General features: G+C 60.2%; 19 protein-coding genes. 8 read left to right on the top strand and 11 right to left on the bottom strand.

Annotated features, from left to right (window positions below):
- Positions 1-20 precede the first annotated feature (20 nt).
- Positions 21-1,532 carry a CoA-acylating methylmalonate-semialdehyde dehydrogenase gene (locus tag HJD22_RS14680; protein ID WP_208656281.1) on the bottom strand — a complete coding sequence of 504 codons (1,512 nt, stop codon included), beginning with the start codon at positions 1,530-1,532 and terminating at the stop codon, positions 21-23.
- Between the two features lie 125 nt (positions 1,533-1,657).
- On the opposite strand from HJD22_RS14680, the gene HJD22_RS14685 reads away from it, so the two are divergent.
- Complete coding sequence (locus tag HJD22_RS14685) at positions 1,658-2,584, top strand: LysR family transcriptional regulator (protein WP_208656280.1); 927 nt, start codon at positions 1,658-1,660, stop codon at positions 2,582-2,584.
- A gap of 179 nt (positions 2,585-2,763) precedes the next feature.
- Here the strand turns inward: HJD22_RS14685 and HJD22_RS17910 are convergent, their stop codons facing one another.
- From HJD22_RS17910 to HJD22_RS14700, 3 genes are all read right to left on the bottom strand, one after another.
- A complete protein-coding gene (locus HJD22_RS17910) occupies positions 2,764-3,051 on the bottom strand; it encodes a general stress protein (RefSeq protein ID WP_208656279.1) in 288 nt (95 codons plus the stop codon).
- 343 nt (positions 3,052-3,394) lie between these two features.
- Positions 3,395-3,655 carry a hypothetical protein gene (locus tag HJD22_RS14695; RefSeq protein ID WP_208656278.1) on the bottom strand — a complete coding sequence of 87 codons (261 nt, stop codon included), beginning with the start codon at positions 3,653-3,655 and terminating at the stop codon, positions 3,395-3,397.
- A 35-nt stretch (positions 3,656-3,690) separates the two neighbouring features.
- A complete protein-coding gene (locus HJD22_RS14700; RefSeq protein WP_208656277.1) occupies positions 3,691-5,109 on the bottom strand; it encodes a sigma-54-dependent Fis family transcriptional regulator in 1,419 nt (472 codons plus the stop codon).
- Between the two features lie 163 nt (positions 5,110-5,272).
- Between HJD22_RS14700 and speB the strand changes: the two genes are divergently transcribed.
- From speB to HJD22_RS14720, 4 genes are all read left to right on the top strand, one after another.
- The gene (gene speB, locus HJD22_RS14705) at positions 5,273-6,223 is read left to right on the top strand and encodes an agmatinase (protein WP_208656276.1); all 951 of its coding nucleotides are present in this window, start codon (positions 5,273-5,275) and stop codon (positions 6,221-6,223) included.
- 43 nt (positions 6,224-6,266) lie between these two features.
- Entirely contained in the window at positions 6,267-7,652 is a 1,386-nt protein-coding gene (locus tag HJD22_RS14710) for a YjiH family protein (RefSeq protein ID WP_248730271.1), read from the top strand.
- Between the two features lie 11 nt (positions 7,653-7,663).
- Positions 7,664-9,274: a 5-guanidino-2-oxopentanoate decarboxylase gene (locus tag HJD22_RS14715; RefSeq protein ID WP_208656275.1), complete on the top strand. Its 1,611-nt coding sequence runs from the start codon at positions 7,664-7,666 to the stop codon at positions 9,272-9,274.
- Between the two features lie 171 nt (positions 9,275-9,445).
- On the top strand, positions 9,446-10,891 hold the full coding sequence (locus tag HJD22_RS14720) for an aldehyde dehydrogenase family protein (RefSeq protein ID WP_208656274.1): 1,446 nt from the start codon (positions 9,446-9,448) through the stop codon (positions 10,889-10,891).
- A gap of 108 nt (positions 10,892-10,999) precedes the next feature.
- On the opposite strand, the gene HJD22_RS14725 is transcribed toward HJD22_RS14720, so the two are convergent.
- From HJD22_RS14725 to gyrA, 7 genes are all read right to left on the bottom strand, one after another.
- Positions 11,000-11,380 carry a histone-like nucleoid-structuring protein, MvaT/MvaU family gene (locus HJD22_RS14725; protein WP_208656273.1) on the bottom strand — a complete coding sequence of 127 codons (381 nt, stop codon included), beginning with the start codon at positions 11,378-11,380 and terminating at the stop codon, positions 11,000-11,002.
- Positions 11,381-11,644: 264 nt separating this feature from the next.
- Positions 11,645-13,324 (bottom strand): 30S ribosomal protein S1, encoded by a 1,680-nt coding sequence (rpsA, locus tag HJD22_RS14730; RefSeq protein ID WP_208656272.1) that lies wholly within the window; start codon positions 13,322-13,324, stop codon positions 11,645-11,647.
- Between the two features lie 186 nt (positions 13,325-13,510).
- Complete coding sequence (gene cmk / locus HJD22_RS14735) at positions 13,511-14,212, bottom strand: (d)CMP kinase (protein WP_208656271.1); 702 nt, start codon at positions 14,210-14,212, stop codon at positions 13,511-13,513.
- Positions 14,209-16,509, bottom strand: a complete 2,301-nt coding sequence (locus HJD22_RS14740) for a bifunctional prephenate dehydrogenase/3-phosphoshikimate 1-carboxyvinyltransferase (RefSeq protein WP_208656270.1) — start codon at positions 16,507-16,509, stop codon at positions 14,209-14,211. The genes cmk and HJD22_RS14740 overlap by 4 nt, the downstream gene beginning before the upstream one ends.
- A gap of 2 nt (positions 16,510-16,511) precedes the next feature.
- The gene (gene pheA, locus HJD22_RS14745; protein WP_208656269.1) at positions 16,512-17,603 is read right to left on the bottom strand and encodes a prephenate dehydratase; all 1,092 of its coding nucleotides are present in this window, start codon (positions 17,601-17,603) and stop codon (positions 16,512-16,514) included.
- A gap of 22 nt (positions 17,604-17,625) precedes the next feature.
- Positions 17,626-18,705, bottom strand: coding sequence for a 3-phosphoserine/phosphohydroxythreonine transaminase (gene serC, locus HJD22_RS14750; protein WP_208656268.1), 1,080 nt, complete (start codon positions 18,703-18,705; stop codon positions 17,626-17,628).
- A complete protein-coding gene (gene gyrA / locus HJD22_RS14755) occupies positions 18,689-21,415 on the bottom strand; it encodes a DNA gyrase subunit A (protein WP_208656267.1) in 2,727 nt (908 codons plus the stop codon). Before gyrA ends, serC begins: the two co-directional genes overlap by 17 nt.
- Positions 21,416-21,616: 201 nt before the next feature.
- On the opposite strand from gyrA, the gene HJD22_RS14760 reads away from it, so the two are divergent.
- The 3 genes from HJD22_RS14760 to HJD22_RS14770 all read left to right on the top strand — a co-directional run bounded on the left by HJD22_RS14760 (position 21,617) and on the right by HJD22_RS14770 (position 25,074).
- The gene (locus HJD22_RS14760; protein ID WP_208656266.1) at positions 21,617-22,585 is read left to right on the top strand and encodes a recombination-associated protein RdgC; all 969 of its coding nucleotides are present in this window, start codon (positions 21,617-21,619) and stop codon (positions 22,583-22,585) included.
- Positions 22,582-23,775: a 1-acyl-sn-glycerol-3-phosphate acyltransferase gene (locus HJD22_RS14765; protein WP_208656265.1), complete on the top strand. Its 1,194-nt coding sequence runs from the start codon at positions 22,582-22,584 to the stop codon at positions 23,773-23,775. The genes HJD22_RS14760 and HJD22_RS14765 overlap by 4 nt, the downstream gene beginning before the upstream one ends.
- A 117-nt stretch (positions 23,776-23,892) precedes the next feature.
- Positions 23,893-25,074: a cation diffusion facilitator family transporter gene (locus HJD22_RS14770; RefSeq protein ID WP_208656264.1), complete on the top strand. Its 1,182-nt coding sequence runs from the start codon at positions 23,893-23,895 to the stop codon at positions 25,072-25,074.
- The last annotated feature ends 81 nt before the right edge of the window (positions 25,075-25,155 follow it).

Consider the following 25,155-nt stretch of genomic DNA (forward strand, 5'->3'; position numbering starts at 1 on the left):
TGACCGTCGTTATGAATGGCTTATTTCGACGTTGGCATGACGAACTCGGCACCCGCCTCGATGGAGTCGGACCAGCGCTGCATGATCGACTTCTGGCGTGTATAGAAGCGCACACCCTCCTCACCATAGGCATGCATGTCGCCAAACAGCGAGCGCTTCCAGCCACCGAAGCCATGCCAGGCCATGGGCACGGGAATCGGCACGTTGATGCCGACCATGCCCACCTCGATGCGCCGCCCGAACTCTCGCGCCACATGGCCGCTCTCGGTGAAGCAGCTCACCCCATTGGCGAATTCATGCTTGTTGATCAACTCGATTGCAGAGGCGATATCCGGCACGCGCACGCAGGCCAATACCGGGCCGAAGATCTCCTCCTTGTAGATGGTCATCTCGGGGGTGACGTGATCGAACAGACTCCCGCCCATCCAGAAGCCCTCGGCACAGCCGTCACCGGTCACGGAGGCATCGAGGTCGCGGCCATCGACCACCAGCTCGGCCCCCTCTTCCTCGCCCTTGGCGATATAGTCGGTGATGCGTTTATGCGCCGAGGAAGACACGATCGGGCCCATTTCAGCGTCGAGCTGCATACCGTTCTTTACCTTCAAGCTCTTGGCGCGTTCGGCCAGCCGTGGCACGATCTTATCGCCCGCCTCGCCGACCAGCACTGCCACGCTGATCGCCATGCAGCGCTCCCCGGCGCTACCGTAGGCCGCACCGATCAAGGCATCCACGGTCTTGTCGAGGTCGGCATCGGGCATCACCACCATGTGGTTCTTGGCCCCGCCCAACGCCTGGACGCGCTTGCCATTGCGGGCGCCGGTCTCATAGATCAGGTTGGCGATGGGCGTAGAGCCGACGAAGGAGAGCGCCTTGACATCGGGGTGCTCCAACAGTGCCTCGACCGCATCCTTGTCGCCCTGCACGACATTGAATACACCCTCCGGCAGCCCCGCCTGCTTGAGCAGGTCAGCGATCATCAGCGAAGGGCTGGGGTCAAGGGGACTTGGCTTGAGGATAAAGCTATTACCCGCAGCGATGGCCACCGGGAACATCCACATCGGCACCATCACTGGGAAATTGAACGGCGTAATGCCGGCCACCACGCCGAGCGGCTGACGCATCGTCCAGTTGTCGATTCCGGTACTGACCTGGTCGGTGTAGTCGCCCTTGAGCAGTTGCGGTATGCCGCAGGCGAACTCGACGATATCGATACCGCGCGCCACCTCGCCCTGGGCGTCGGTGAACACCTTGCCATGCTCGGCGGTGATGGCGCGAGCCAGGTCGTCCTTGTGTACGTTGAGCAGCTCGAGAAAGCGGAACATGACCCGTGCACGACGGATCGGCGGCGTATCAGCCCAGGCCGGAAAAGCGGCCTTGGCCGCCTCCACGGCGCTATCGACATCTTCACGGGTAGCCAGAGCCACCTGGCCGGTCACCTGACCGGTAGCGGGGTTGGTCACGTCCTGTCGGTTTTTTGCCTGGCCGGGGCTCACGTTGCCATTGATATGGTGATCGATCATGGTATGGGTCATGGCGTTCGTCTCTCTCGCTAAGTCAACATTCGGCCAGCCTATTCTTCTGACAGTATGGATCAATTGAGAAAATCGAAAGCCCGATATAAGCTCACCTTATAGCTTAGTTACTTCAGGTAGATGCCGTGCAAGACATTCAGTCACTTAGAACCTTTGTCTATGTCGCCCAGGAGGGTAGCGTGTCGCGGGCGGCAGAGAGGCTTCACCTGACGCAACCCGCCGTCAGCCTCAAGCTCAAGCAACTACAACATGTCCTGGGATTGACGCTATTCAAGCGCCGTCCTCAAGGGCTTGAGCTGACGGCGGACGGACACGCTCTGCTGCCTTCTGCCGAAAAGGCGCTGGCGGCCTGCCAAGCCTTCGAGCGCACGGCTCGCGCCATGCACGACACTCCCCGTGGACGCCTGCGCATCGGCACCATCGTCGATCCGGAGTTCATTCGTTTGGGGGCTTTCCTGCACCATCTAGTGGAGCGTGCTCCGCAGGTTCGTACCGAGCTTCACCATGGCATGAGCGGCAGTGTGCTGGAACGCGTACGCCGCGGTGAGCTTGATGTGGGTTTCTACTTGGCTCCACCAGGGGCCGGAGTGGAAGAGACAGAGGGGGTGGCCTTTCTCGAGCTTACTTACTTCGACTATCACGTCATTGCCCCAGCTGGCTGGGCCTCACGCATGGAGGGGGCCGACTGGTCTCGCCTGGCGACGCTACCCTGGATCGTCACGCCTCATGATTCCGCCCACCACCGGCTACTCGGCAAAGTACTAGAGCCACTTGGTATAACGCTCAATGAAGTGGCACGTGTAGATCAGGAAGCCTGCATGCTCGACCTGGTGCGTGCCGGCATTGGGCTTAGTCTGGCCCGAGATGCATTGGCGATGGCCGAACGTCAGGAGCGCGGCCTAGTGATTGCTCGCGCGATAAGAGTGCCCTGTGCACTAGTCTTCATATGGCCGAGAAATCGAAGCGAAGAATCTCTTATCGGCGCTACGCTGGAAGTACTGCAGCAAGTCTGGAAGGTAAAACACATCGACCGTTACGGTGAGTTACCGTAACGGCCAAATGATGACTCTTCTCGATTAGTGTGTGGATTTGGGATCGTCAATTATATCAAGCATTGATATATTGTACATTGGCCATGAAGCTTACTCTCCTGTAATAACCATGTTAAATAATAATGAGCTTCCATCCTTGGGCTTTGCCAATGCTATCAAAATCCCTACACTAGGGCTTATCAGCTATTGCGTCCGCCCTTCTTGCCGGCTTCAGAAGCTTTCTTGGGGTCATTGGCGAAGTTACCGCCGCTGTTCTGGCCACCTTTCTGACCAGCCTCGGAAGCCTTCTGGGGGTCATTGGCGAAGTTTCCGCCGCTATTCTGGCCACCTTTCTGACCAGCCTCGGAAGCCTTCTGGGGGTCATTGGCGAAGTTACCGCCACTATTCTGGCCACCTTTCTGACCAGCCTCGGAGGCGCGTTTCGGATCTTCTGCGAAATTACCAGAACCACCACGATGTTCAGCCATTTGATACTCCTTCTGATCTGTCCATAGTCCAGAAAACTAACTATTTCAGTTAGTTGATTACTCCTTCACAAGTCCAAGCCTTTAGAAGAAGCTGCGTCCATTCTTCAGTAAGCGCTCGTTCACTTCCGCTGTGACAATTTGAGGCTAGTAAAGGAAGTAGTGATCTCGCAAAGGGCAATTTGTTAAAAAATGCAATAAAAGATGAAGAAAGGTAGGAGACTAACTATTAGGATAAAAAAAGAGGCGTTCGCGATCGGAGTTGTTTCAATTCACTCTCGGTATTTCAATGACTTGACGATATATTGAGCGCTTGGCCAACGGAACGCTAAGAGTCATCCGTGGGTCAGATTCGGCCCAGCTTGACCAGCGTACGGATAAGCGTGCTGACTGAGTCGGCAGGTTGCGCATACTCTGCCATCAGTGCCTTGAGCCGTTTTTCGAAAATACGCTGTTTTTCGCGCTCCTGCTCACGCAGTCGTTCCGCATCGGCAAGCTCATTCGATACCGCAGCAGGTTTGGGCTTGCTGCCTTCCAACTCCTTTAGCGCATCGGCAAAGGCATCGTCGAGCTCACGAAACTTGCGAAGCTTTTCGCGCTCATCCATAGGTTTGTGGTTTTTCTGATGTCTCATTCGTATCGTTACTTGCGATGTGAAATATGTAGACCATGCTTTTTTAGCTTACGGACGACACTCGGTTGACTGATGCCGAGCCGCTTGGCAATCGCATAGGTACTGGGCAATTGTTGGCATAGCCGTTCGATAATGGCACGCTCGAGCTTATCCATGGCTTGTTTGAGCGTTTCGCCCCGCTCAAGCCCCGGCCTTTCAGTATCGAAGGAATCCCAAGCGGAAAGTATACCGCGTTCTGGCTCTGGTGTGAGTATCTGGGCGGCAATACTACCAATCAAGTCATTCGGAGAGGCCAACCAGGCGCGCTCCAACCAGTTTTCCAATTCACGTACGTTACCCGGCCAGTCGTGCTCCATCAATCGCGACCACAAGCTTGAGTGCAGCATCTTGGCTCTGCCATAACGGGCGTTCAAGCGTTCGAGCTGTAACTTGGCAAGCACTGGGATATCTTCGAGGCGGTCACGCAGTGCCGGCAGTGTGACAGGAATAACGTTGACCCGATAGTAGAGGTCAAGCCGAAAACGCCCCTCCTCCACACTTTGCGCCAGATCCTGATTGGTCGCCACGACCAAGCGGAAATTCACTCGCCGAGGCTGGGTATCGCCCAACCGAGTCAGGCTTCCATCTTGAATGACCTTTAGGAGCTTACTCTGCATGGCCAGCGGCAGCTCGCCGATTTCATCCAGGAACAGCGTTCCCCCCTCGGCCTGCTCAAGCAACCCTGCCCTGCCCTGACGAGTCGCACCACTAAAGGCCCCTGGCTGATAGCCGAACATTTCCGATTCGAACAGGCTTTCAGGAATCGCCGCACAGTTGATATCGATGAAAGGCGCGTCGCGCCGTGAACTCCAGCGGTGAAGTTGACGAGCGAAAGCAGTCTTGCCGACACCGGACTCCCCTAGCAGCAAGACCGTCGCATCGGTCGGCGCCACGCGTTTCAACAACGTGGCAGTCTCGCGCATTATGCCGCTATGAGCTTCAAGGTCATCGAGTTCCAGTTCGTCGGAAACAGCACCTGGAGAGGCACGTTTCAGATGGTCATTGAAGCGTTGCTGAAGCAGGGCATATTCGTCTTGTAGCCATTGCAAATCCGTCAGGTCCATCGACCGGCTCACCACCCGCTCGAGATTGCCATTGACGTACACCGGATGGGCCTGGGCAATGACACGTCGCCCGGTCCCGGCTTGCTGAGCCAACTGTGCAGGCCTGCCAGTATGAATCACCTCTAGACTTACCGAGGGCTTGAGGACTCCACTGTTGACTAGATCCTGTACGTGGCTTCTACACAAAGCCTCGCGGGACATCCCATAGACCGCCGCAGCGCCTAAGCTGACATCAAGCACTTTTCCCTGCCCATCGACAATGAAGAAGTGGTCGTGCGCAGTATCGATGATGGTCTTGAGAACCTGACTATCAATATGGCTCATGCGACTGCTCTCGATTCATTGATGCATCAATGATACGCAAATGAATCAATTGTCGATACAGCAATGTATCGATAGAAGAATTCAAGCGCAATATCATATGGTTAAGGATGGCATGAAATATGCATTAAAGAGAACACTTTGCCAACAACATGAAGGAATTCCAATGCCAGAGTTCAATCAACCGCTTGGGGGAAACGAGCTGCCTCGCTTCGGCGGCCCCGCTACCATGATGCGCCTGCCCAGTCAGCCGAGTGCCGCTGGCCTCGATGCCGCCTTCATTGGCGTACCGATGGATATCGGCACCTCCAATCGACCCGGGACCCGCCTTGGTCCGCGTCAGATTCGTGACGAGTCGCGGATGCTACGCCCGTACAACATGGCAACCCGCGCCGCGCCATTCGATAGCTTGCAGGTTGCCGATATTGGCGATGTCCCGATCAACACCTTTCATCTTCCCAAGAGCGTGGAGATCATTACCGCGTTCTATGATGAGGTACTCAAGCATGACTGCGTCCCGTTGACGCTAGGCGGTGAGCACACCATTACCCTGCCCATCCTGCGTGCCATTGCCAAGAAACATGGCCCGGTGGGACTGCTCCATATCGATGCCCATGCCGACGTCAACGATCATATGTTCGGCGAATCGCTTGCCCATGGTACCCCTTTCCGGCGCGCCCAGGAGGAGGGATTGCTGGCACGAGGGAAAGTGATACAGATCGGTCTGCGTGGCACCGGCTACTCCGCCGACGACTTCGATTGGTGCCGCCAGCAAGGATTTCGCGTGGTACCCGCAGAGGAGTGCTGGTACAGGTCGCTTACCCCTCTGATGGAGGAGGTGCGCGAGCAGATGGGTGATATCCCGGTCTATATCAGCTTTGATATCGATGGCCTGGACCCTTCAGTGGCACCCGGCACCGGCACGGTCGAAATGGGTGGGCTGACCTCTGCACAGGGACTTGAGATCGTGCGCGGCGCCTGGGGCCTTAACATCGTCGGTGGTGACCTGGTAGAAGTCTCCCCTCCTTACGACAGCAGCGGCAATACCGCACTGATGGGCGCCACCCTACTTTACGAAATGTTATGCGTGTTGCCAGGTGTCACCCGTCGTACTTGATCGACGATAACGCCCTCCAACGATAATAACGCAAGAGGTTTCCATGATGTCCTCACTTGATACGACCCCAGGCAACACACCGACCAACGGGTCGTTGAGCCTCAAAGGGCTACTGAAATTCCTGATCCCCTCGCTAATCGGCGTCAGCCTATTTCTCGTGCCCTTTGCGGTAGGCGATACCATCAATATCGGCATGGGGCTAATGGCCGACGGGCTCAAGGCGCTACTGGGCGATGCCCTGCCGGCCATCGCTGTCTTCGTGCTGAGCCTCTCGGTACTCATCACCCTACTGGTCAAGGTCGCCAAGCCGAGCTGGGCAAGGCAGGGCGTCTGGCACGACATGTTCGATGTCGGCCCGGTGTGGTTCGGCATGCGCCTGTTGGGTGCACTATTTGCCTTGATGACCTTCTTTCAGTTCGGTCCGCAGTTCATCACAGCGTCATTCACCGGCGGGGTGATGCTCAACGATCTTGCGCCGGTACTGCTGACCTTTTTCTTCTTTGCCGCGCTGCTGCTCCCCTTTCTGGTTGACTTTGGCTTCATGGAGTTCATTGGCAGCCTAGTGCGAAAGCCATTTCGGATCATTTTCGGCCTGCCGGGACGCAGCGCCATCGATGCCACCGCCTCTTGGATGGGCTCAGGCACGGTAGGGGTACTGATCACCACGCAGCAGTACGAGCGAGGCTACTACAGCCGACGTGAGGCATCGGTCATCGCCACCAACTTCTCGATCGTGTCGATCGCATTCGCCTTGCTGATCACCAGTTTCGTCGATATCAACCATCTCTTCGTGGAGTTCTATCTGACGGTGGTGGTTGCCGGCCTGATCGCAGCACTTATCGTACCGCGGCTGCCGCCGCTGTCGCGAAAGCCAGATACCTACCATGAGCCGGTGGGTTGCCAACTTGTCGAGAAGGGAACCGGCGACATGGGCGTCTTTCGCTTCAGCCTGCAGCAAGCCGTCAACCGTGCCGAGAAAGCACCCGGGCCACGAGAACTGGCACGCAATGCGTTGTTCAACGTCGCAGACATCTTCCTGGCTCTGCTGCCACTGGTCATGGCGATCGGTACCGTGGCGCTCATCCTTGCCGAATTCACCCCACTGTTCACCTGGCTCTCCTATCCCATGGTGCCGGTACTGGAACTGCTGCGCATACCCGAAGCCGAAGCCGCTGCCCCTGCCACCCTGGTGGGCTTCGCCGACATGTTCTTGCCGGCGGTACTGGCGACCAATATCGAAAGCGAGCTGACGCGCTTCGTGATCGCCTGCCTCTCCCTCACGCAGCTGATTTACATGTCGGAGATCGGCGCGCTCCTGATGAAGTCGAAGATTCCGCTCAAGTTTTGGGAGCTGCTGGTGATCTTCCTGCTGCGCACGGCAATCACACTGCCGATCATCGCCTTCATGGCGCACACCTTCTTCTTTTGAGGTAGCCGACAATGACCTGTGCGGAACTGCTGATACGCCTGCTGCGCGACACCTATGGAGTGGATACCGTCTTCGGCATTCCCGGCGTGCACACCATTGAACTCTATCGCGGTCTGAAGGACAGTGGCCTACGCCACGTCACGCCTCGCCATGAACAGGGGGCAGGCTTCATGGCGGATGGCTACGCCCGGGCCAGCGGCAAGCCAGGCGTCTGCTTCATCATCACAGGCCCCGGCATGACCAATATCGCCACCGCCATGGGCCAGGCACTCGCCGACTCGGTGCCGATGCTGGTGATCTCGAGTGTCAATCGGCGGGATACGCTAGGTCGCGGCCAGGGACGCCTGCATGAGCTGCCCAGTCAGCAACAGACATTGGCTGGCGTGGCTCGCTTCAGCCACACCCTGCTCGATCCCGCTGCGCTGCCCGAAGTACTGGCAAGAGCCTTTGCACTCTTTCTTGGCAGTCGCCCCGGACCGGTACATATCGAGATCCCCATCGACCTGTTTTCCCAATCGGTTCAACCTCCCTCTCATTGGCAGGCAGCGCGGCTCTATCGTGCCTCGCCCGACCCCGAAGGCCTGGCCAAGGCCGCAGAGTGGTTGCGAGAAGCCAAGCGACCGCTGGCATTACTTGGCGGCGGCTGCTGTGATGCTCTCAAGGCGGCACGCGAGCTGATCGAACGCCTCGATGCCCCCACGGTGACCACCATCAATGCCAAGGGCGTACTGGGCCGCCACCACCCCCTCGACCTAGGAGCGAACGCGGCCCTTCCGGCAGTGCGCGAGCTGGCTCGCAATGCCGATGTCATCCTGGCGGTAGGCACCGAGCTCGGGGAAACCGACTACGACGTGGTCTTCGACGACGGTTTCGCGCTCTCGGGACGCCTGATTCGTATCGATCTCGATCCCGAGCAATTGGTACGCAACCAGGCACTGGCGCTGGGGCTGGTGGGCGATGCAGGCCGCTCTCTCGAACAACTTGCCGAGCACTTCCCCGAGTCGCTGAAACGCGATGGCCATGAGCGCACCGCCCGGGCGCTTGCAGCACTAGCGCTTGCCGACGATCCCGCCTTCGCCCCCTTCGTCCCGCTCTATGACACGCTCGAGCAAGCCCTGCCCGAGGCACTGCTGGTCGGCGACTCCACGGCGCCAGTGTATGCCGGTAACCACCTGGTATCACAGCCGGCGCCACGCCGCTATTTCAATGCTTCGACCGGCTACGGCACCCTGGGCTATGGGCTACCCGCAGCCCTTGGTGCCCAGCTTGCAAAGCCGGCGCTGCCTGTAGTGGCGCTGGTGGGCGATGGCGGCGTGATGTTCACCCTCTCGGAGCTGGCCACGGCCGTCGAGGAGCGGCTGCCGATCATTATCGTGCTGTGGAACAACTCAGGGTACGAGGAGATCCGCCGCTACATGGATGCCCATGGGGTCGAGCGCGTCGGCGTGGATATCCAGGCGCCGGACTTCCAGGCGCTGGCGGAGGGCTTCGGCTGCGCGGCGCGGCGCGTGGCAAGCCCGCAGGCGCTGGCCGAGGCGCTCGCCTCCCGCCCGGCAGAAGGCCCGCTGCTTCTCGATGTGGATGCCCACGACTGGCAAGCGTCACTGGGGATCGCCAAGTAGCGTTCTCGGACGTCAACCAAAACCAAGAACAAGGAAACAAGAACAATGTCCACTTCCCAAGCCGCGGCCTTCGGCCGCGAGGCGTGACGCGCCTCTCTCGGCAGATCGATGCGTGCTCCCGGGGCACGCATCGTCGCCCGTCCCCTTAGGTGCCCTCTCAGGAGCAAGACCATGCAACGACTCGACCATCAATTCATCGACAACCGCTGGGTACCCTCCAAGGGCAGCCGTCTGCTTGCCGTGACCGACCCCTACCGCGAGGAGATCATTGCTGAGGTGACGGCGGGCGACGCCGCCGATGTCGCTGCCGCCGTCGCGGCGGCCCGGCGTGCCCTGCCGACCTGGCTGGCCCTCTCGGGTGCCGAACGGGCGCGCTATCTCGAGGGATTTGCCGAGGCGCTCATCCGACGTCGCGACGAACTCACGTACCTCTCGTCGACCAACAACGGCAAGGTGCTTGCCGAAACGCGGATCGACCTGGACGACGCCGTCGCCTGCTATCGCTACTACGCCGAGCAAGCTCGCGCCCTGGACGCTCGCCAGGGCGAGCGCGTCGACGTCGGCATGGATGGCGTCGAGGTACGCTGCTATCACGATCCGGCGGGCGTGGTCGGGTTAATCACGCCGTGGAACTTCCCGCTGGTCACAAGCGCCTGGAAACTTGCCCCGGCCTTGGCCGCCGGCTGCTGCGTGGTACTCAAGCCCTCCGAGGTCACCCCGCTCCCCGAGCGAGCGCTCGCCGAGATCGCCCAGGAGATCGCGCTTCCGCCGGGTGTACTCAACCTGTTGTTTGGCGATGGTGAAGGCGTCGGCGCCCCCCTCAGCCAGCACCCAGGGGTCGACAAGCTGTCGTTTACCGGCAGCAACCGTATCGGCGAAAGCGTCATGCGAGCCGCCGCCGCGTGCACCAAGGGTATATCGCTGGAGCTTGGCGGTAAATCTCCTATCATCGTGCTGGAAGACGCCGACCCTGAACAGGCTGCCGATTGGGTAATGGCGGGAATCTACTTCAATGCTGGCCAGATCTGCTCCGCAACCTCACGCCTATTGGTACATGAAAGCCTGGCGGAATCGCTCTATGCGGCATTGGCCAGGCGCATCGATGCGCTCACGCTAGGGGATCCACTGGAAGAAGGAACCCAAATGGGACCGCTGACCAGCATGCGACAACGCGATGCCGTCATGCAGTACCTCGCCGTGGCGCAACAGGAAGGGCTGGTGGCGGTACGTGACGCTAGCCATCGAGAGCTTCCTCGGCAGGGCTTTTTCCTGGCCCCCACCCTCTACCGTGACGTGCCGACGACCAGCCGACTGTGGCGGGAAGAGATTTTTGGCCCAGTACTCTGCGCCCGTCGCTTCAGCGATGAGGAGGATGCCATAACGCAGGCCAACGATAGTGACTATGGTCTTGCCGCGACCGTGATCAGCGGTGATGCAGCACGGGCAAGGCGACTTGGACGCCAATTGCAGGCGGGAAGTATCTGGATCAATAGTGAGCAACTGGTCTTGCCTCAGACCGGTTGGGGTGGATTCAAGCGAAGTGGCATAGGACGTGAACTGGGGCCTTGGGGCTTGGCTGCCTACTTGGAGGTAAAGCACCTCATCGGTACATCTTGAAACTGCCCATCCAGATTTCCTGGTTTAGAAGGGTAACTCGAGAAGCGAAGAGAAGACGAAAAAAAGCCGCCTGACAGGCGGCCTTTCATACTGGATCGGGTGCGAAGATTACTCTTCGATACGCACCAGCCAAGATTCGACGGTTTCGTTGCCAAACTCGTCTTTCCACGCCTTGAGTGTCTTGTGGTTACCACCACGGGTTTCCACCACTTCACCGGTATTAGGATTCTTGTATACCTTCATCTTGCGCTTACGACGCCCACCATTGCTGGCCGGCGCCTTGGGCGCTGAAACTTTGGCCTGCGTCTTTGGCTCGAGCAGATCGATAACGTCTGCTGCTGTCTTATCAAACTCGCTCATCAGCGCTTCGAGTTTCTGCTTGAACTCGAGCTCGGCCTTAAGGCGCTGATCGCTTTCCATGTTCTGTAATTCTTCGGTGAGCTGCTTAAGAAGCTGCTCTTTTTGCATGTAATCGCTAAGCAGTGACATGATATTTCCTGTTCAGATGTGCATAGGATGCGGCGACATTATTGCCTTACTTTTTTTATATGCCAAGAGGCTAACCTTAATTTACTTAAAATAAAAGCAATAATGACAACATGCAATCGATTACCTCACTCATATAAGACAATAGGAACTTACACCACGAGAGGTATCTAGTATGAGCATTGCCATGGGGGAGTTAGGGATAAAAAAACGCCGCCTCGATTAAAGGCGGCGTTTTTGATTAACCGATCAGCTGTTAGTCAGTGATCAGTCCTGACCCATCTGCTGCTTGATCAGATCACCGATAGTGGTCGGGCCGCCGGCAGACTCCGGCTCCTGCTCACGCATCTTCTTCAGGTTCTGACGAGTATCGTCCTGATCCTTGGCCTTGATCGAGAGGTTGATCGCACGGTTCTTTCGATCCACACCTACGATGCGGGCCTCGACGCTGTCGCCTTCGTTGAGTACGTTACGTGCATCTTCGACGCGGTCGGCGCTGATTTCAGACGCTTTCAGCACGGCGATGACATCAGTGGCCAGCTCGACATGGGCTTCCTTGGCATCGACTTCGACGACACGGCCGGTGACGATGGCACCCTTGTCGTTGACTGCCAGGTACTCGGAGACCGGATCGGTATCGAGCTGCTTGATGCCAAGCGAGATGCGCTCGCGCTCTGGATCGATTGACAGGATGACCGCCTCGGCTTCGTCGCCCTTCTTGAACTGACGCACGGCTTCTTCGCCAGTGTCGGTCCAAGAGATGTCGGAAAGGTGCACCAGACCGTCGATCCCGCCTTCCAAACCGATGAAGATACCGAAATCGGTAATCGACTTGATGCTGCCGGAAACGCGGTCGCCCTTGTTGTAACGGCTGCTGAAGTCTTCCCACGGGTTGGTGGTGCACTGCTTGATACCCAGCGAGATACGACGACGCTCCTCGTCGATGTCCAGCACCATGACTTCCACATCATCGCCGACCTGGACGACCTTGGACGGGTGGATGTTCTTGTTGGTCCAGTCCATTTCGGAGACGTGAACCAGCCCCTCGACACCTTCTTCCAGCTCGGCGAAGCAGCCGTAGTCGGTAAGGTTGGTGACACGGGCGTTGACCTTGGTGCCTTCCGGGTAACGCTCCTTGATGCTGACCCAAGGATCCTCGCCCAGCTGCTTCAGACCCAGGGAGACGCGGTTGCGCTCACGGTCGAACTTCAGCACCTTGACGTTGATCTCATCACCCACCGCCACGATCTCGGACGGATGCTTGATGCGCTTCCAGGCCATGTCGGTGATGTGCAGCAGGCCATCGACGCCACCCAGGTCCACGAAGGCACCATAGTCGGTGAGGTTCTTGACGATACCCTTGATCTGCTGACCTTCCTGCAGGGTTGCCAGCAGCGCTTCACGCTCGGCGCTGTTCTCGGCTTCGAGCACGGCACGACGCGAAACGACCACGTTGTTGCGCTTGGGGTCGAGCTTGATGACCTTGAAGTCCAGCTCTTTGTGCTCGAGGTGAGCGGTATCGCGCACCGGACGCACATCCACCAGGGAACCCGGCAAGAAGGCACGGATGGAGGCGACGTCGACGGTGAAGCCACCCTTGACCTTGCCGTTGATCACGCCCTTGACGATCTCTTCCTTCTCGAAGGCCGCTTCCAGCTCTTTCCACGCTTCGGCACGCTTGGCCTTCTCGCGGGATAGGCGGGTCTCGCCGAAACCGTCTTCGACGGCTTCGAGGGCGACGTGAACTTCGTCGCCAACGGCAATGGCGAGCTGGCCATTGTCGTCACGGAATTGGGCAGCGGGAATCTGGCCTTCGGACTTCAGACCGGCATTGACGGTGATCCAATCACCATCGATGTCGACGACGGTCGCCAATACGATGGCGCCCGGCTCCATGTTGATGTCTTGGAGAGACTGTTCAAACAACTCAGCAAAGCTTTCGCTCATGGTGTTCCTACGTGATCAACGTTGATAGCGGCTTACCGCGTTCTCCGCACCACCAGCAAGTGCGGGCCTACTGCAATGATCCCCGGGGACGTTGGCGCTGGTTCGACCTGGCTCGGCTCTCGGCGACCATTCAACTGGGTGCCTTGCCACGTCATGACATCTTGCCGGGGGCTCCGCAAGGGAGTGTCAGGTGTCGGGAATGAGGCCACGCTGGGCCAGCAACTCCGTCAACCGCTCCACCACTTCCGGTATCGTCAGGCGCGTGGTATCCAGCTCGGTGGCATCGTCTGCCGGTATGAGCGGAGCCACGCTGCGCTGCATGTCGCGCGCATCGCGTGCCTGAATCTCGTTTAAAAGACTCGATAGACTAGCAGCCACACCACTTTCCTGCAACTGTAGGTGCCTGCGACGGGCACGTTCCTCGGCACTCGCGGTCAGGAATATCTTGAGTTCGGCATCGGGAAATACCACGGTCCCCATGTCGCGGCCATCGGCGACCAGACCCGGCGGCGTCTGGAAATCGCGCTGGCGTTGCAACAGAGCTTGGCGCACCTTCGTCAATGCCGCCACCCGGGAGGCACGGTCGCCCGCCTGCTCGGTGCGTATGGCCCGCGTGACTTCGACACCCTCGAGCATCACCCGCGGTTCGCCTGCGTCGACCTGGAACTCGACATCCAGTCCAGCGGCAAGCCGCTCCAGCCCGGCCTCGTCATCCAGACCGACGCCATGCGTGGCGGCGGCATGGGCGGTCAACCGATAGAGCGCGCCGCTATCGAGCAGCTGCCAACCCAGGCGCTCGGCGACCAGGCGGCTGATGGTTCCCTTGCCCGCGCCTCCCGGGCCATCGATGGTCAGCACCGGCGCGGCGCGTCGATTGGTTGATATCATGCCTCCTCCTGGGAAATAGTCCCCATGGCCTCCGGCTGGACCTGCATGCCCACACTGCGAGCCAGTTCCACGAACCCGGGGAAGGAAGTGGCAACGTTGGCACAATCGTCGATGAGTATCTCTCCCCCGGCGCGCAGGCCGGCAACGACGAAGGCCATGGCGATACGGTGATCGCCGAGGCTGTCGATCCGGCCGCCGCTGTAGCTCGGCGCGCCTGCCGACTGATTCTGGGCGACACCGACGATATCGATACCGTCGTCGTATAGCGTGCAATCGACCCCCAGCGCAGCGAGGCCATCGGCCATTGCCTGCAGGCGATCGGACTCCTTGACGCGCAGCTCCTCGGCGCCGCGCAGCCGAGTGATACCGCCGGCGTTGGCCGCAGCCACGAACAGGGCGGGAAACTCGTCGATGGCCAGCGGCACCTGCTCCTTGGGAATATCGATACCCTGGAGCGGCGCGTAGCGGATGCGGATATCGGCCACCGGCTCGCCGCCTACCTCATGCTCGTTGGAGAGTTCGAGATCGGCCCCCATCGCCTTGAGGATGTTGATCACGCCAATGCGCGTGGGGTTGATGCCGACGTGCTCAAGCGCCAGATCCGCGCCGGGCGTGATCGCGGCCGCCACCAGGAAGAAGGTGGCCGAGGAGATATCCGATGGCACATCGATCGGCCCCGCATCAAGCTTGCCGCCACCTTGCAACCAGCAGGTATCGCCTTCGCGCACGACCGGATAGCCGAACCCATTGAGCATACGCTCGGTATGGTCGCGGGTCGGCGCTGGCTCGCGTACCCGGGTCTCGCCCTCGGCGTACATTCCAGCAAGCAGCAGGCAGGATTTCACCTGGGCACTGGCCATCGGCATGTCGTAGTCGATGCCCTTGAGCGGCTGACCGCCCTTGATGCGAAGGGGTGGACGCCCGCCTTCGCCGGTCTCGATCACCGCCCCCATCAGGCGCAGTGGATTGGCGACGCGCCCCATCGGACGCTTGGAGAGCGAGGCATCGCCGGTCAGTTCGGTATCGAAGGCCTGGCCAGCCAGCAGGCCAGCGAAGAGCCGCATCGCGGTACCGGCGTTGCCAACGTAGAGCGGCCCCGCCGGCGCCTTCAACCCGCGCATGCCAACGCCATGAATGGTCACGCGGCCCTGATGCGGCCCTTCGATGGCAACGCCCATCTCGCGAAAGGCCTGAAGCGTGGCCAGACTATCCTCGCCTTCGAGAAAGCCCTTCACTTCGGTGATGCCCTCGGCCAGGGCACCCAGCATGATGGAACGATGCGACACGGATTTGTCACCGGGGACGCGGATGCGTCCCGCCACGGCACCACCGGGCGCGACCCGGTAGCGAAGCTTGCTGTGCTGCATAGAGACGTCACTCATCTGATATCGCGCCTTGTTCAACAGGGTATCGAAATAGTGGCGAGCATGGCTGGCGCGATCGATGGTCGCCAGCATGGCATCGCCATCACCACGCTCCACGGCCTGGCGCAACCCGGCCAGGCCCGCCTCGAAATCATCAAGCGCACCCAGCACGGCGTCGCGATTGGCGGTGAATATATCGCGCCACATCACGGGATCGCTGCCAGCGATGCGCGTGAAGTCGCGAAAGCCGCCCGCCGCATAGCGGAATATGTCCAGACGCTCGTCCTGACGTGCCAGGGTGTCGACCAGGGAGAAGGCCAGCAGGTGAGGCAGGTGGCTGGTGCGCGCCAGCACCTGGTCGTGGCGCTCCACCTCCATCTCCAGTACCTCGGCACCGCACATCGACCATAGCGCACGCACCCGAGCCAGGGCTGCGGGGGCGGTATCGTCCTGAGGTGTCAGGATCACCTTGTGATGGCGATAGAGCTCGGGATTGGAGGCAGCAACGCCACTTTTTTCGGAGCCGGCGATGGGGTGACCCAGTACCATGAACGAGGGCAGGCGACCGAACGCGCGTATGGCGCTGTCGCGAATAGCCGCCTTGGTGCTGCCGACATCGGTAATCACGACATTCGGAGCGGCCTGATCGAGACATCCCGCCAAGGCGCTCATCACGCTATCCATGGCCAACACCGGCACCGCCAGCACGATCAACGAAGCTCCGGCAAGGGTCGGCTCGAGACGGGTGTCACCGCCATCGATGATACCCATCTCGATGCCGCGGGCGATCTCATCGCCGTCACGGTCACAGGCCCATATCTGGCCAGCGAACCCCTCCGCCTTGAGCCCCGCCGCCAGCGAGCCGCCGATCAGGCCCAAGCCAACGATCACTAGACGAGGCTCGTCGGCCAGGGTCGCAAGTGGCTTTGACATCGCTAGAGCACGCCCTGAGGATAGGAGCCCAGCACCTTGAGCTCGGCCGCACTCAGCTGCACCTCCTCGAGTACCGCTGCTACCTTGGCTTCGTCGCGATGCCCCTTGAAGTCGATGAAGAACACATAATTCCACACACCGCTGCGCGAGGGACGCGTTTCCAGACGCGTCAGATCGATGGCGTGGCGATGAAAGGGCTCGAGCAGCGCATGAAGTGCACCGGGCTGGTTGCGCATGGCAACGACGATCGAGGTCTTGTCCTCGCCCGACATCGGCACATCCTGATTACCGATGATCAGGAAGCGCGTGGAGTTGTCCGGGCGATCCTCGATCTTCTCGGCGATACGCTCCAGATCATAGAGCTTGGCCGCCATGTCGCCGGCAATCGCCGCACTGTGCCACTCGGTCTTGACCAGCCTGGCCGCCTCGGCATTGGAAGCCACCGGCACTCGCTCGGCATGTGGATAGTGAGCATCCAGCCATTTGCGGCACTGGGCAAATGACTGCGGGTGCGAATAGATCCGCGACACCTTCTCCTTGCGGGTGCTGCTCGAGACCAGCAGGTGGTGATGAATGCGCAGCACCACCTCGCCGCAGATACGCATCGAGGAGTCCATGAACGAGTCGAGGGTATGGTTGACCACCCCTTCGGTGGAGTTCTCCACCGGCACGACACCGTAATTGACGGCGCCCGCCTCGACCTCGCGAAACACCTCGTCGATGGCCGCCATCGGCAGGCTTCTGGCGCTATGGCCAAAGTGCTTGAGCGCCGCCTGCTGGGTGAAGGTGCCTTCCGGCCCCAGATAGGCGACCTTGACCGGCTGTTCGAGCGCCAGACAGGCCGACATGATCTCGCGGAACAGCCTCGCCATCTCCTCGGCATCGAGCGGCCCTTCATTGAGCGCCATGATACGGCGCAGCACCTGGGCCTCACGCTCGGGGCGGTAGAAAACCGCACTCGGATCGCTCTGGGTCTTGATCTCGGCGACCTGCTGGGCGCACCGGGCACGCTCGCTGATCAGGCGCAGGATCTCGCCATCCAGGCTATCGATGCGCACTCTGAGCGCATCGAGATTGATGGGGGTGTCACTCATTGGAAGTCCCCTTGATCTTGTATTAACCGCACCGCTTCTCGAAGTCGGCCATGAAGTCGATCAGGGCATACACGCCCTGCTCGGGTACGGCGTTATAGAGGCTTGCCCGCATGCCTCCTACGCTACGGTGCCCCTTGAGGTTGAGTAGGCCTACCTCTTCGGCCTGCTTGAGAAACGCTTCATTGAGCGCCTCGTCGGCAAGCACGAAGGGCACGTTCATGCGTGAGCGGTTACCCACCGCGATGGGATTGGAGTAGAAGTCACTGTCATCGATCGCCGCGTACAGCTTGGCTGCTTTGCGACGATTGATCGCCTCCATCGCGGCCAGCCCGCCAATGTCGTTCTTGAGCCACTCGAAGACCAGGCCCGCCAGGTACCAGGCATAGGTCGCCGGTGTGTTATACATTGAATCGTTGTCGGCCATGACCTTGTAATTGAACATCGTCGGCGTATCCGGCCTGGCGCGTTCGAGCAAGTCATCACGCACGATCACCAGCGTCAGCCCCGCCGGCCCGATATTCTTCTGCGCCCCGGCGTAAATCACACCGAACTTCGCCACGTCCAGCGGCGCCGAGAGTATCGACGAGGACATGTCGCATACCAGCGGTACCGCAACCTCGGGGATATAGTCGAATGCCAGCCCGCCGATGGTTTCGTTGTCGGTGTAGTGCAGATAGGCGGCATCATCGGAAAGCCGAATATCCCCCTGGGAAGGCACTGCCACGAGGGGCTCGTCACTAGCTGCGGCCACATGCGCGCCGGCCAGGTGACGCGCCTCGCTGATCGCCTTCTTGCCCCAGATACCGGTATAGAGATAGTTGGGGGTACCGCCATGACCGAGCAGGTTGTAGGGCAGCATGGCGAACTGCATCGACGCACCACCCTGCAGGAACAAAACTCGATAGTTGTCCGGCACGGTCAGCAGTTCGCGAAGATCCGCCTCGGCCTGACGAGCAATCGCCGTGTACTCGGCGCTGCGGTGGCTCATCTCCATCACCGAAAGCCCCAGGCCGCGGTAATCGAGCATCTCGTCGCGAGCGCGCTCGAGCACCCTGACGGGCAGTGCCGCAGGGCCAGCGCAGAAATTATAGTGTCGTGTCATCGGCCTCGCCATCCCGTGTGCTGCTTTGCTGTTGCTCCGACGCCGACGCGCCCGGCTGAGCGCCCTCTTCCAAGGAGTCGTCACCTGGAGTCTCTTCGCCTGGCTCGTCGACCCGCACGGTCTTGACCAGCTTCTCGTCATTGCCCAGACGAATCAGCATCACCCCCTGAGTGTTGCGCGAGGTGGCGGAGACTTCATTGACTCGTGTACGCACCAGGGTGCCGCGGTCGCTGATCAGCATCATTTCATCGCAGGCATAGACCTGCATGGCGGCAACCAGGGAGCCGTTTCGCTCGCTGGTCTGCATGGCGATCACGCCCTGCCCGCCACGCCCGCGCAGTGGGAACTCCTCGAGCCGGGTACGCTTGCCATAACCATTCTCGGAAGCCGTCAGGATATAGATCTGGCCGTTATCGCCGGAAGTGCCTTCGCCCTGAGTGTCCTCCTGCTCCTCATCGACATCGGCATCCGGGTCGATCTGCTGGGATTGCGGAATGATCAGGCTGATCACTTCCGCACCATCCAGCAGGCGCATACCGCGCACACCGCGGGCGGTACGCCCCATGGCGCGCACATTGCTCTCCTCGAAGCGGATCGCCTTGCCGTTGGAGGACAACAACATCACATGATCATTGCCCGAGGTGATCGCCGCCCCCACCAGACGATCGTCCTCATCCAGGTCGATAGCGATCAGGCCAACGCTACGTGGGCGCGAGAACTGATCGAGGGAGGTCCGCTTGACGGTGCCCTTGGCGGTGGCGAAGAAAATATAGCTATCCTCGCGATACTCGCGCACCGGCAGCATAGCGTTGATCGCCTCGCCTTCGTCCAGCGGCAGCAGATTGACCAGTGGCTTGCCCCGCGAGCCGCGACTGGCATTGGGCATCTCGTAGACTTTCAGCCAGTAGACCTTGCCCTTGTTGGAAAACAGCAGCACGGTGTCGTGGGTCGAGGCCACCAGCAGATGCTCGATGACATCCTCATCCTTCATGGCGGTGGCGGACTTGCCGCGCCCGCCGCGGCGCTGGGCCTGGTAGTCGGAGAGCGGCTGGGTCTTGGCATAGCCGCTGCGCGAGATGGTGACGACCATATCCTCTTCGGCGATCAGGTCCTCCATGCGCAGATCGAGGTGGCTGGCCTGGATCTCGGTGCGCCGGGCGTCGCCGAACTGGTCACGAACGGCGATCAACTCCTCGCGGATCACCTCAAGCAGCCGCTCGCTGGAGGCGAGTATCTCGGTAAGCTCGGCGATACGCTCGAGGATGGTCAAATACTCCTCGAGCAGTTTCTCGGTCTCGAGCCCGGTCAGGCGATGCAGACGCAGCTCGAGGATCGCCTGCGCCTGAGCAGGCGAGAGCCGATACTCGCTGCCAGTCTGATTGAGGCCTAGCCCGGCATCGAGATCCTCGGGCTTGCAAGAGGTGGCGCCGGCGCGCTCGAGCATCCCAGTGACCTGACCCGGCTGCCAACTCCTTGCCAGCAGCTTCTCCTTCGCCTCGGCGGCGGAGGGCGAGGCCTTGATCAACTCGATCACCTCATCGATATTAGAGATCGCCACTGCCAGGCCTTCCAGCAGGTGACCCCGCTCGCGTGCCTTGCGCAGCTCAAAGATGGTACGCCGAGTGACCACTTCACGACGGTGGCGAATGAACGCCTCGAGGATCTCCTTGAGATTGAGGATTTTCGGCTGGCCATCCTCGATCGCCACCATGTTGATGCCGAACACCGTCTGCAGCTGCGTCTGGGCGAAGAGGTTGTTGACCACTACCTCGCCACTCTCGCCGCGCTTCACTTCGATCACCACGCGCAAGCCATCCTTGTCGGATTCGTCGCGCAGCTCGGCGATACCCTCTATCTTCTTCTCTTTGACCAGCTCGGCGATCTTCTCGATCAGCCGCGCCTTGTTCACCTGATAGGGCAGCTCGCTGACGATGATATGATCGCGCCCGGTCTTGTCGTCATGCTCGATGGTGTGACAGGCACGCACGTAGATGCGCCCCCGACCGGTGCGATAGGCCTCGAGGATACCAGCGCGTCCATTGATGATGGCAGCGGTGGGAAAATCAGGCCCGGGAATGTACTCCATCAGGTCGTCGACGGTCAGCGTGTAGTCATCGATCAGGGCCAAACAGCCATTGATGATCTCGCCCATGTTGTGGGGCGGAATATTGGTCGCCATGCCTACCGCGATGCCGGACGAACCGTTGATCAGCAGGTTAGGCACTCGAGTGGGCAATACTTCGGGAATACGCTCGGTACCGTCGTAGTTATCGACCCAATCGACGGTCTCCTTGTCTAGATCGGCGAGCAGCTCATGGGCGAGCTTGGCCATGCGCACTTCGGTGTATCGCATGGCGGCGGCATTGTCGCCATCGATGGAACCGAAGTTACCCTGCCCATCGACCAGCACATGGCGCATCGAGAAATGCTGGGCCATGCGCACGATGGTGTCGTAGACGGCGCTGTCACCGTGCGGGTGATATTTACCGATCACGTCACCGACCACACGGGCGGATTTCTTGTAGGGTTTGTTCCAGTCGTTGCTGAGTTCATTCATGGCGAACAGCACGCGGCGATGGACAGGCTTCAGGCCATCGCGCACGTCAGGCAGCGCTCGGCCGATGATCACGCTCATCGCGTAATCGAGGTACGACTGCTTGAGTTCGTCCTCGATGTTGACTGGCAGAATCTCTCTGGCGATGTCACCCATGGGTCGTCGAATCCTTTGCACTGCGACAGGTTGGCGCTATGAGAGGTAGAAAAAAGCCTCATGATAGCAGCCGGGGATTATACCATCGCAGGCGCGCCAAAGGCAGCGCAGGAGCGCCTGGCCTCGCAGAACGATCTGCCCCACTGGCACCCCCGCCATCGTTTGGCCATAATGTGCCTCCCTTTTCATCCAGGACTGGCCATGTGGTTCAAGCACTTGCATCTTTACCGCCTGCACGACGCGCCTGATATCGCCATAGAAACGCTCGAAGACGCCCTCGCCGAGCAGGCGTTTCGCCCGCTGGGCGGTAGTGAAGCGACCCGCCTTGGCTGGCGGACGCCGGGTGGGCGCAGCAGCACGCAGTACGTGCATGAACTGCAGGGGCACCGGCTGCTCTCGGCACTGCGTCAGGAACGACTGTTGCCGGCAAGCGTGGTTCGCGAAGAGGTCGACGAACGCATCGCCGATCGTGAAGCCGCGGAAGGCCAGCCCCTTGGTCGTAAGGAGAAGCAGACGATCAAGGAGCAGGTCTATGAAGAATTGCTGCCGCGCGCCTTTGTCAGGAGCCAGAAGGTCGACCTGTGGTGGGACACGCGCCGCTCGTTGATCGGCGTCAACGCGTCGAGTCGCAAGCGAGCCGAGGAGATCCTTGACCTGCTGCGCCAGACCCTGGGCAGTCTCAAGGTGACGCCGCTGGCCAGTCGCACGCCTCCCGTGCGAGTCATGACGCAGTGGCTGGTCGACGCGCCGTCGCGCCCCACCATGCTAGGTCTTGGCGATCAGGTGGAACTCAAGGCGCAAGGCGATGACGGCGTACTGCGTGCACGTCAGGTCGACATGGAGAGCGATGAGATTCAAGCACTGCTCGAAGGCGGTCGCCAGGCAACGCGGTTGGCACTCGAGATCGAAGGCCAGCTGTCACTGGTGCTGCATGACGACCTGGCACTCAAGTCATTGCGGTTTGCCGATGCCCTGCTCGACGAGGCTTCTCAGGCCAACGACGGCGACGATGCAGCCCTACGCCTGGAGGCGGATTTCGTGCTCATGGCGCAGACACTTGGGCAGGTCAGCGAACAACTGCTCGAGTGGCTCGGTGGAGAAGCGGCTGCCAGCACGCCCGATGTCGACGCGCAACATGGTGCAACCAACAGTGTGGCCCTCTCAACGTGACAGACGAGAATACCCCTCCTTCACATGATGATCTTTCGCCGGCGGATCCGTACATCGACATCCGTCCCTATCTCGACCATGAGGTGGCCGAGGTACTGGCGCGCCTGGCCAGCGACACCGAACTGCTCGACGCCCTGACCCGCTTCAAGCTGCCACGCCTGGCACGCTTCGCGCCCAACCTGGCCAGGAGCATTGCCAGCATCGGCGTCCGCCGCGAGATCAAGGGCGTCGACAGCGTTCAGGAGTTTCAGTCGCGCATCGCCTCTTATATGTTGCGCATGATTCGCACCACCACCGAGACCTTCGAGGTCAAGGGCCTTGATCGCCTCGACCCCGATACCGCCTATCTCTTCATCAGCAATCATCGCGACATCTCTCTCGACCCCGCCTTCGTCAACTATGCGCTCTATCTGGCCGGGCGTAACACGGTGAGGATCGCGATCGGCGACAATCTTCTGCAGAAGCCCTATGTCAGCGACCTGATGCGCCTCAACAAGAGCTTCATCGTGCCGCGCAGTGCTCGTGGCAAACGCGCCATGCTGGCCGCCTATCAAACGCTGTCGGGGTATATTCGCCACTCCATCACCGAAGACAACCACTCGGTATGGCTGGCCCAGCGCGAAGGTCGAGCCAAGAGCGGCATCGATCGCACCGACCCTGCGATCATCAAGATGCTGACCATGGCCAGAAGGCAGCTGCAGAAGGATGTCCCCTTCGGTGATGCCATCAGCGAGCTGCGCATCGTCCCGGTATCGATCAGCTACGAATACGACCCCTGCGATCTGCAGAAGGCGCAGGAGCTCTACGCCATGCACACCGAAGGACACTACCAGAAGGTCGAGTTCGAGGATATTCGCTCCATCGTTGCCGGCATCACCGGCTCCAAGGGGCGTATCCACCTGACTTTCGGCACACCGCTGGGCAATGAATTCAATGATCCGGATGCGGTGGCCGCCGAGATCGACAGACAGGTATTGAGTGGCTACCGGCTATTTCCAAGCCATCAGCTGGCGCTTGAAGCCAGTGGCAAGGCGCCCGACCTGCTTTCACTCGAAGGCGTGACCGACGCCGACCGCGCTCGCTTCTCGGCAAGGCTCGCGCAGGCCCCCACCCACCTTCGTGACTGGTGGCTGGCGCAGTATGCCAACCCCACTCTCAATCGAGAAGGCCGGCTTGAATCGACCCGATAGATAAAAAGTACTAAATCAGTCCCATTTGATGATGAAGCCGTCGATGGGATTGATGTAGACTATTGCTCCTGACTAACGATTCGGAGCGCGGCCTGCCAAGGCCCAAGGAACGCGTCGATGGGCACTCTCCAACTTCCTCCATTGATGACCGCTCAGCACACACGCGAGGCGCATCGCGTCACGCTGATCGGTGCCGCCGTGGATGCCCTGCTGGGCATCGTCAAGGTGATTACCGGCATCATGGTAGGCTCGGTGGCCCTGATCGCCGACGGCATTCACTCCTTCTCCGACCTGATCACCGATGCCCTGGTGTTGATCGCCACACACTTCGGCCGCAAGGCGCCGGACCACAATCATCCCTATGGGCATGGGCGCATCGAAACGTTGGCGACACTGTGGCTCGGCAGCGTGCTGATCTTCGTTGCCGGCGGTATCGCCTGGGCCAGCCTGACTCGCCTGCTCACCGGCACCCAGGCCATGCCGCCCGGTCTCTGGGCCATCGTGCTGAGCGTAATTGCACTGTTCTCCAAGGAGTGGATCTTCCGCTACACCATGCGCGTGGCCAAACGAGTACAGTCGCGCCTGCTGGAAGCCAATGCTTGGCACTCTCGCTCCGATGCGCTCTCCACCGGTGCCGTATTGATCGGCCTGACTGCCGCGCAATTCGGCATCGGTTGGGTCGATGGCATCGCCGCGATCATCGTTGGCTTGATGGTCGGTAAGGTGGGCTGGAGCCTGGTGATGGAGGCCAGCCATGAACTGGTCGACACTGCCCTTCCCGACCAGCAGCAGCGCGACATGCAGGAGACCGTCACGCGGGTGCCTGGCGTGATGAGCGTGCATGACATGCGCACCCGTACCATTGGTGGCCGCATCCTGCTCGACATGCACCTGGTCGTCTCGCCACGCATCTCGGTCTCCGAAGCCCACGAAGTCGGCAACCAGGCCCATCGCAATCTGCACGACGCCTTCCCACGCCTCACCGACGTGACATTTCATATCGACCCGGAAGATGACTCCGATTTTCCCGATATCGAGCAGCGCCCCGGCCTACCGCTGCGCGACGATGTGGAAAAAGCCCTGCAGGCACGCTGGGCTCACTATCCCGCTTGGCGTGAGCGCATCACCATGAAGCTGCACTATCTCGACAACAAGATCGAGGCGGATCTCTATCTGCCTGCGGGCCTCAGCTGCCAGGTCGACTGCCTCTACAAGGCAGGTCTCGAGCTCGAGCGCAGTGCCAGTGACCTGGCGTGGCTGGGCTCGGTGCGGCTATGGCAGGGCACCGGCAAGTCTTAGTGCTGTTACTTTATCCCGTCATGGCGAGCGCCTTATCGGGCGAATTGGCTAAAGTTAGCTCATTCATGGGCGATATCATGA

Source organism: Halomonas sp. TA22, assembly GCF_013009075.1.
Classification (GTDB): Bacteria; Pseudomonadota; Gammaproteobacteria; order Pseudomonadales; family Halomonadaceae; genus TA22.

Bases quoted from the DNA above. Each gene is read 5' to 3' on its own strand.
- HJD22_RS14770 (WP_208656264.1), top strand. From the start codon at position 23,893: ATGGGCACTCTCCAACTTCCTCCATTGATGACCGCTCAGCACACACGC.
- HJD22_RS17910 (WP_208656279.1), bottom strand. From the start codon at position 3,051: ATGGCTGAACATCGTGGTGGTTCTGGTAATTTCGCAGAAGATCCGAAA.
- cmk (WP_208656271.1), bottom strand. From the start codon at position 14,212: ATGATATCAACCAATCGACGCGCCGCGCCGGTGCTGACCATCGATGGC.
- HJD22_RS14760 (WP_208656266.1), top strand. From the start codon at position 21,617: ATGTGGTTCAAGCACTTGCATCTTTACCGCCTGCACGACGCGCCTGAT.
- gyrA (WP_208656267.1), bottom strand. From the start codon at position 21,415: ATGGGTGACATCGCCAGAGAGATTCTGCCAGTCAACATCGAGGACGAA.
- HJD22_RS14720 (WP_208656274.1), top strand. From the start codon at position 9,446: ATGCAACGACTCGACCATCAATTCATCGACAACCGCTGGGTACCCTCC.
- speB (WP_208656276.1), top strand. From the start codon at position 5,273: ATGCCAGAGTTCAATCAACCGCTTGGGGGAAACGAGCTGCCTCGCTTC.
- HJD22_RS14710 (WP_248730271.1), top strand. From the start codon at position 6,267: ATGATGTCCTCACTTGATACGACCCCAGGCAACACACCGACCAACGGG.
- HJD22_RS14715 (WP_208656275.1), top strand. From the start codon at position 7,664: ATGACCTGTGCGGAACTGCTGATACGCCTGCTGCGCGACACCTATGGA.
- HJD22_RS14740 (WP_208656270.1), bottom strand. From the start codon at position 16,509: ATGTCAAAGCCACTTGCGACCCTGGCCGACGAGCCTCGTCTAGTGATC.
- rpsA (WP_208656272.1), bottom strand. From the start codon at position 13,324: ATGAGCGAAAGCTTTGCTGAGTTGTTTGAACAGTCTCTCCAAGACATC.
- HJD22_RS14680 (WP_208656281.1), bottom strand. From the start codon at position 1,532: ATGACCCATACCATGATCGATCACCATATCAATGGCAACGTGAGCCCC.
- HJD22_RS14725 (WP_208656273.1), bottom strand. From the start codon at position 11,380: ATGTCACTGCTTAGCGATTACATGCAAAAAGAGCAGCTTCTTAAGCAG.
- HJD22_RS14700 (WP_208656277.1), bottom strand. From the start codon at position 5,109: ATGAGCCATATTGATAGTCAGGTTCTCAAGACCATCATCGATACTGCG.
- HJD22_RS14695 (WP_208656278.1), bottom strand. From the start codon at position 3,655: ATGGATGAGCGCGAAAAGCTTCGCAAGTTTCGTGAGCTCGACGATGCC.
- pheA (WP_208656269.1), bottom strand. From the start codon at position 17,603: ATGAGTGACACCCCCATCAATCTCGATGCGCTCAGAGTGCGCATCGAT.
- serC (WP_208656268.1), bottom strand. From the start codon at position 18,705: ATGACACGACACTATAATTTCTGCGCTGGCCCTGCGGCACTGCCCGTC.